Here is a 6500-nt window from a genome sequence, read left to right as displayed (position 1 = left end):
TCCCAGAACGATTTTCGACAATCTCTTTTATTTTAGAGGACTTTTGTCACAGCCCCTTTTAATTTAGCTTGCAATCAACAAGCATTAGCTTACTTATTCTTCTGTCTCTGAAAACCACTTAGCAGCTAACGGCTGACCTTCAATTGCTGGGTCAAGTACAAAAGAACCATTGGAATAACGATCGCCTAAGGGATGCGACTGCGGGTCAACTACAACTGCTTGTCCCTTGTCAGTTATAATTGCCAGTTTCTGTACGCCACTAAGTGCAACAACTAGAACAATCCGATGTGGGGTTCGTTTAAGTTCACGCAGAATTTGAACGCCTTTGCGTGCCCGCGTCGTGACAGAAACTTCAGCAGCATTCATTCGCTTGAAGGCCCCTCTTTGAGTCACAATTCCCAGTTGAGTGGCTGCAGTAATTACAAGCACCGCCGCCAAAAAATCATCTTTCAAAGCAATTGCACGCACACCAGCTGCCTTAGGTCCATTGACAGGAACCTCAGCGAGTGCATACCGAAGACCGTAACCTCCATTAGTAGCTGCAAAGACAAACTTGCCGCTTGCTTGTCCTGCAGGAACAAAGGTTACACTCAAAAGCCGATCACTTTTGGTTTTCAGCTTCATGCACTGACTTGCACGTGTGCGATAAGTTCGCCCGGGTTTCAAGTCACTCAAAGCAGTTTGTTTAATATATCCTTCACGAGTTGCAAGTACAAAATTGCCTTTTTGGGCAAAGTCTTTAAAACAAAAGGCTGCTAAAATTTTTTCGTCTGCTGTCAATCCCACAGTTTGTGATAGATGCTTTCCTGTATCCTTCCATTTATCCTCTGGAATCTCATGAATTGGACGGTAAATCAGATCGCCATGATCCGTAAAAATCAGCAAATTGTCTAAAGTATTGACTGTTTTTTGGAAAACGACTGCATCTTCTTCTTTGAGTCCGTTTTCTTCTGGTCCAGAAGCTTTAAAGGAACGTAATGAACTCCGTTTCAGGTAACCATCTCGACTGACAAGTACAACTACATCTTCTGGAGCGACCATTACTTCTGTTTCAATTTTAAGCTGCTGCACTTCTTTTTGAATAACTGTTTTACGTGCCGAAGTGTATGCACGATCGACAGCCAATAGCTCCTTTTTAACAACCCGATCGAGTTCTTTAGGATCACCTAAGATCGTTTCGTAGCCGGCGATCTTTTTATGCAATTCTTCAAATTCAGCCTGCAGATCCGTCACATCGGTGTTGGTTAACCGGTAGAGTTGCAATGACACAATCGCCTCAGCTTGCGCCTCTGTGAAAGCATATTGTGCAACCAAATTATCTTTAGCATTCTTTTTATTGTCACTGGCACGAATTGTTTTAATCACTTTATCTAAAATAGAAAGGGCTTTAATTAAGCCAGCCACAAGATGCTCGCGTTCTTGTGCTTTCTTGAGATCAAAAGCTGTCCGCTTACGGGTAACCGTCCGTTGGTGCGTGAGATACGCTGTCAGAATTTCTTTTAAACCGACAAGTTCAGGCCGTTTATTATTAATCGCGACCATGTTGAAGTTATAAGAAATTTGTAAATCGGTATTTTTAAATAAATAGTTTAAAATCCCCTGGGTATTGGCATTTCGTTTTAACTCCACCACAACCCTTAAGCCTTCACGATCACTCTCATCCCTGACTTCAGCAATCCCTTCGACTTTACGCAAAAGACGAATTTCATCAATTCGTTTGACTAATAGGGCTTTATTTACTTCGTATGGGATTTCAGTGATTACGAGTTGTTCTTTGCTACCGCGCAATTGTTCTGTCGCAGTTTTCGCACGCAGAACCACGCGGCCGCGCCCTGTCGTATAGGCCTTAATTATACCGTCAATCCCTTGCACGATCCCACCAGTGGGGAAATCAGGCCCTTTCACAAATTCCATCAATTTCGCTAAACTTGGATTCGGATGTGCCATTAAATAAGTGATTGCTTGAATTGTCTCATGCAGATTATGCGGTGGAATCTCAGTTGCATATCCGGCAGAGATTCCGGTCGCTCCATTAACCAACAGATTCGGGAAACGAGCAGGTAAAACAGTTGGCTCCATTTCCGTGTCATCGAAGTTAGGGACAAAATCAACCGTCTTTTTGTCAATGTCACGCAGCATTTCAGCTGAAATCTTGCTTAAACGTGCTTCTGTATAACGCATTGCTGCGGGCGGATCCCCATCCATTGAACCATTGTTGCCATGCATTTCAATTAAAGGTTCACGCAACTTCCACGCCTGACTCATTCTGACCATTGCCTCATAAATTGAGCTGTCACCATGCGGATGAAAGTTACCCATTACATTACCAACTGACTTAGCTGACTTGCGAAAAGCTTTTTCAGCAGTATTGCCGTCTTGATTCATGGCATACAAGATTCTTCTTTGCACAGGTTTTAACCCATCACGGATATCCGGCAGTGCTCTTTCTTGAATAATATACTTTGAATAACGTCCGAAGCGTTCACCCATCACTGCCTCAAGTGAAAGTTCTTGAATATTACTTTCTTGTTCTTGTGCCATTAACGGCCGACCTCCTCTTGTTTAGTTGCGAGCTGTTCTTCGGTTTGTAAACCGTGCGCTCCCTCAACCACTGCGTTATCTAACAAGCTGCCGTCCTCTTCCAGCGTAAACTTGACATTTCTTTCAATCCACTTGCGTCGCGGTTCGACTTTATCTCCCATTAACGTAGTGACGCGCTTTTCAGCTAAGGCATCGTCTTCGATTTTTACGCGCACTAAGGTGCGGGTCTCAGGGTTCATCGTTGTTTCCCAAAGCTGATCGGCATTCATTTCACCTAACCCTTTGAAGCGTTGGAGAGTATAGCCCTTTTTCATTTCTTTACTTGCATAATGCAATTCTTCATCGGTCCAAGCATATCTGATAACCGTCTTATTTTTGACCTTTTTTTGCAACTTATACAACGGCGGTAATGCAATGTAAATCTTCCCGGCTTTAATCATTGGACGCATATATTTATAAAAGAACGTCAACAATAACGTCTGAATGTGCGCTCCGTCTGTATCTGCATCGGTCATAATGATAATTTTGTCATAATTGGCATCGGCAATCTTAAAATCAGCACCGACACCAGCCCCAATTGTATAAATCATCGTGTTGATCTCTTCATTTTTAACAATTTCCGGTAACTTGGCCTTTTCAGTATTCAAGACTTTTCCACGCAACGGAAGAATCGCTTGAAACTTGCGATCACGCCCTTGCTTGGCAGACCCACCGGCTGAATCTCCTTCGACTAAGAAGAGCTCATTGCGCTTAGCATTTTTTGACTGTGCAGGTGTTAATTTCCCTGAAAGCAAACGATCCTTCTTATGTTTGCGCTTGCCGCTGCGACTTTCATCACGTGCTTTACGGGCAGCTTCCCGTGCTTCCCGCGCTTTAAGCGACTTACGCACCAATTCTTGAGCAAATTCCCCATTTTCCATTAGATAGTATCCGAGCTGTTCGCTCACAACACTATCAACAATTGCACGGGCTTCCGGAGTTCCTAATTTCCCCTTTGTTTGCCCTTCAAACTGGAGTAATTCTTCCGGAATTCTAACAGAGATTACCGCCGCCAAACCCTCACGGACATCACTACCCTCTAAGTTTTTGTCCTTGTCTTTTAACAGATTGACTTGCCGCGCATAGTCATTGAATGCCTTGGTCCATGCAGATCTCATGCCGGCTTCATGTGTACCGCCGTCTTTTGTCCGCACGTTGTTGACAAAAGAAAGCACACTTTCAGAATAACCATCGTTGTATTGGGCTGCTACTTCGACTTCGATTCCTTCCTTGGTACCGTCAAAGTACATTACGTCTCCAAGAGTGTCTTTATCTTCATTCAAATAAGCAACAAATTCCTTAATTCCTTCAACAAAATGGAAGGTATCTGCACGTTCAGTCCGTTCATCTGTCAAAGTAATTTTGACATTTTTAAGTAAAAAAGCTGACTCGCGCAAACGCTCTGCTAAGATATCATAATTATAATTAGTTGTTGTAAAAATTTCCGGATCCGGTTTAAAAGTGACTGTCGTTCCAGTTGGTTTTTTAGTTTTTCCAAGTTTGCGCAGCGTTCCAACCGGATGTCCGCCGTTTTCGAAATCTTCTTCGTACTCGTTTCCATCTCTTACGGTCTTAACACGCATGTGCACAGAAAGAGCATTCACAACACTTGCACCCACGCCATGCAGGCCACCGGATGTTTTATAGCCGCCTTGCCCAAACTTCCCGCCAGCGTGTAAAACGGTGAAAATAACTTCTACAGTGGGAATTCCTAATGCGTGCATCCCCACAGGTAAGCCACGACCATGATCTGTGACTGTAATACTGTTGTCACGCTGAATAGTAACATTAATCTCGTCTCCAAAACCTGATAATGCCTCATCAACTGCATTATCGACAATTTCATAGACCAGATGATGCAGTCCACGACCATCCGTTGAGCCGATATACATGCCCGGTCGTTTGCGGACAGCCTCAAGTCCTTTAAGAACTTGGATTGATTCGTCGTTATACTTATTTTTTACCATGCCTAAACCTCTTTGATTTTGGAATATGTGTATTGTTGCCGCAATCGTTTTTAGTGTACTAACTAGAACATCATAACCTATGAAATCAACAATTGTAAAGTAATGCCATGCTGGTGGTCACCCCGGTGCAACGTGAAAAAACAAAATAAAATTGAAGCTGAAAGCCAAACAGTGATAGAATAAGTCGTATTAACTAAAGGAGGTTACACTGGAGTGGATTCAACAATAATTATTATGCTGGTAGTTGCATATCTTCTTGGATCAATCCCATCTGGTGTCTGGATCGGTAAGATATTTTATGGTAAAGACATCCGCCAATTTGGTAGCGGGAATATGGGAACCACCAACACTTTTCGTGTGTTGGGGAAAAAAGCGGGAATAATTGTTTTATTGGTAGACATGCTGAAAGGAACCTTAGCCGCTTGTCAACCGTACTTATTCGGTTCACATATTAATGTTTTGATTATTGGTTGTGCAGCAGTTATCGGGCATGTTTTTCCGCTGTTTGCACGTTTTCGTGGTGGTAAGGCAGTCGCAACCAGTGCCGGAATCTTACTGGCATATAGTCCGTTATTCTTTCTCGTTGCTTGGGTTATTTTTCTGACCACACTTTATTTATCAAGTATGGTCAGCATCGCCAGCATGGTCGGGATGACTTTAATTACGCTGCTCTCACTATTCTTTTTCCACGATTATATTCTCACGCTCATTGCATTAGCGCTGACAATCTTTGTCTTTTATCGTCATAAGGGAAACATTGCACGCATCCGCAGCGGACAGGAGAATCTTGTTCCGTTTGGCTTAGTCTATAAACGCCAGCATCAAAAAAAGTAATAAAGCATGTTGCATAAAGTTACTAAAAATGCGAGGGCCTTTTCTAAAGACTCTGGCATTTTTTGTAGTCCCAAATTAAGCGCACGTCCAACCTGACATCTGTTCCTATTAAATCACCTGAAACACAGCACTAGAAAGAGGGTTGGCGCAAACTTGGAAATCTTCTTCCTTGTTTTTCACAACCCCCTGATTTTATTCTCCGTTTACTTGCGTGTAAGCTGCTGTTTTAAAAAACCGAAATTTCATATTTTCCTGTAAAGGAAGTCTGCGCAGGTAATGCATGAATTGCATTCTTAGTACTCAGTTCACCCTTTGCAGTGACATCATCGGCCAACCCCCACCAAGGCTCAAGACACACAAAGGGAGCTTGTGCCGGATAGGGTGACCAGATACCGCAATATTCTGCATTTTCCAGCCGCAGCGTCACTCCTGTATGTGCTGCAGCGTCAGTTAACGTCAAGGTTGTCGGTTCTGCTTGCAAATTGAAGATTAAAGCATCATGTGCAAAGAGTTTATGGCTCAGCGCAATGTCATTAGTCGTCGTCTTCACAGCATGTGCCACATCTGTATAGTTGCCGACTAATGAAATCTGCTGACGTTCTTTATGTGGCGTTAATTCTACGTGATAATCCGCAAAATCCAACTGAGGGTCTCCCATAGGAAGATTAAAAGCGGGATGACCCCCGATTGAAAAATAACTTTTCTGATTGGCAGGATTTTCAACAGTGTAAGTGACCGCAACACTTTCAGCATGGAGTGTATAGGAAAGTTTAAGCACAAAAGCAAACGGGTACTTTTCTTTTGTGCTGTTTGAAGCTTTCAACTCGAAAACAACAGCAGTCTTAGTCTGTTTTACCACCGTAAAGTCCTGATCACGGGCAAATCCGTGCTGGTGCATCTCATATGACTGACCCGCAAAACGATAGTGATCGGCTTGCAAGCGTCCGACAATCGGAAACAAGACTGGAGCGTGCCTACCCCAATATTGCGGATCCGCTTGCCATAAATATTCAAACTGCTTTTCTTTCCCGTATAAACTAACCATTTCCGCACCATGTTCACTAAAAACCACTCTGAGTTTGTTATTTTCAAGAGTAACTGTCATGCTAACACCTGCTT

General features: G+C 43.1%; 4 protein-coding genes. 1 reads left to right on the top strand and 3 read right to left on the bottom strand.

The window, feature by feature from the left end:
* Positions 1-93: 93 nt before the first annotated feature.
* Both parC and parE read right to left on the bottom strand, forming a co-directional pair.
* Positions 94-2541: a DNA topoisomerase IV subunit A gene (gene parC / locus FD50_RS03725; protein ID WP_056960359.1), complete on the bottom strand. Its 2448-nt coding sequence runs from the start codon at positions 2539-2541 to the stop codon at positions 94-96.
* Positions 2541-4547: a DNA topoisomerase IV subunit B gene (parE, locus tag FD50_RS03720; protein ID WP_056960357.1), complete on the bottom strand. Its 2007-nt coding sequence runs from the start codon at positions 4545-4547 to the stop codon at positions 2541-2543. Before parE ends, parC begins: the two co-directional genes overlap by 1 nt.
* Positions 4548-4760: 213 nt before the next feature.
* Here parE and plsY point away from each other — a divergent pair, with 213 nt between their 5' ends.
* Positions 4761-5381 (top strand): glycerol-3-phosphate 1-O-acyltransferase PlsY, encoded by a 621-nt coding sequence (gene plsY, locus FD50_RS03715; RefSeq protein ID WP_054756569.1) that lies wholly within the window; start codon positions 4761-4763, stop codon positions 5379-5381.
* Positions 5382-5607: 226 nt separating this feature from the next.
* Here the strand turns inward: plsY and FD50_RS03710 are convergent, their stop codons facing one another.
* Positions 5608-6486, bottom strand: a complete 879-nt coding sequence (locus tag FD50_RS03710) for an aldose 1-epimerase family protein (protein ID WP_056960355.1) — start codon at positions 6484-6486, stop codon at positions 5608-5610.
* Between the last annotated feature and the right edge of the window lie 14 nt (positions 6487-6500).

Origin of the sequence: Liquorilactobacillus satsumensis DSM 16230 = JCM 12392 (assembly GCF_001435195.1) — a bacterium.
In the GTDB taxonomy this organism is placed as follows: domain Bacteria; phylum Bacillota; class Bacilli; order Lactobacillales; family Lactobacillaceae; genus Liquorilactobacillus; species Liquorilactobacillus satsumensis.
The sequence above is the reverse complement of the archived record's forward strand: the minus strand, read 5'-3'. Positions and strand labels throughout refer to the sequence as shown.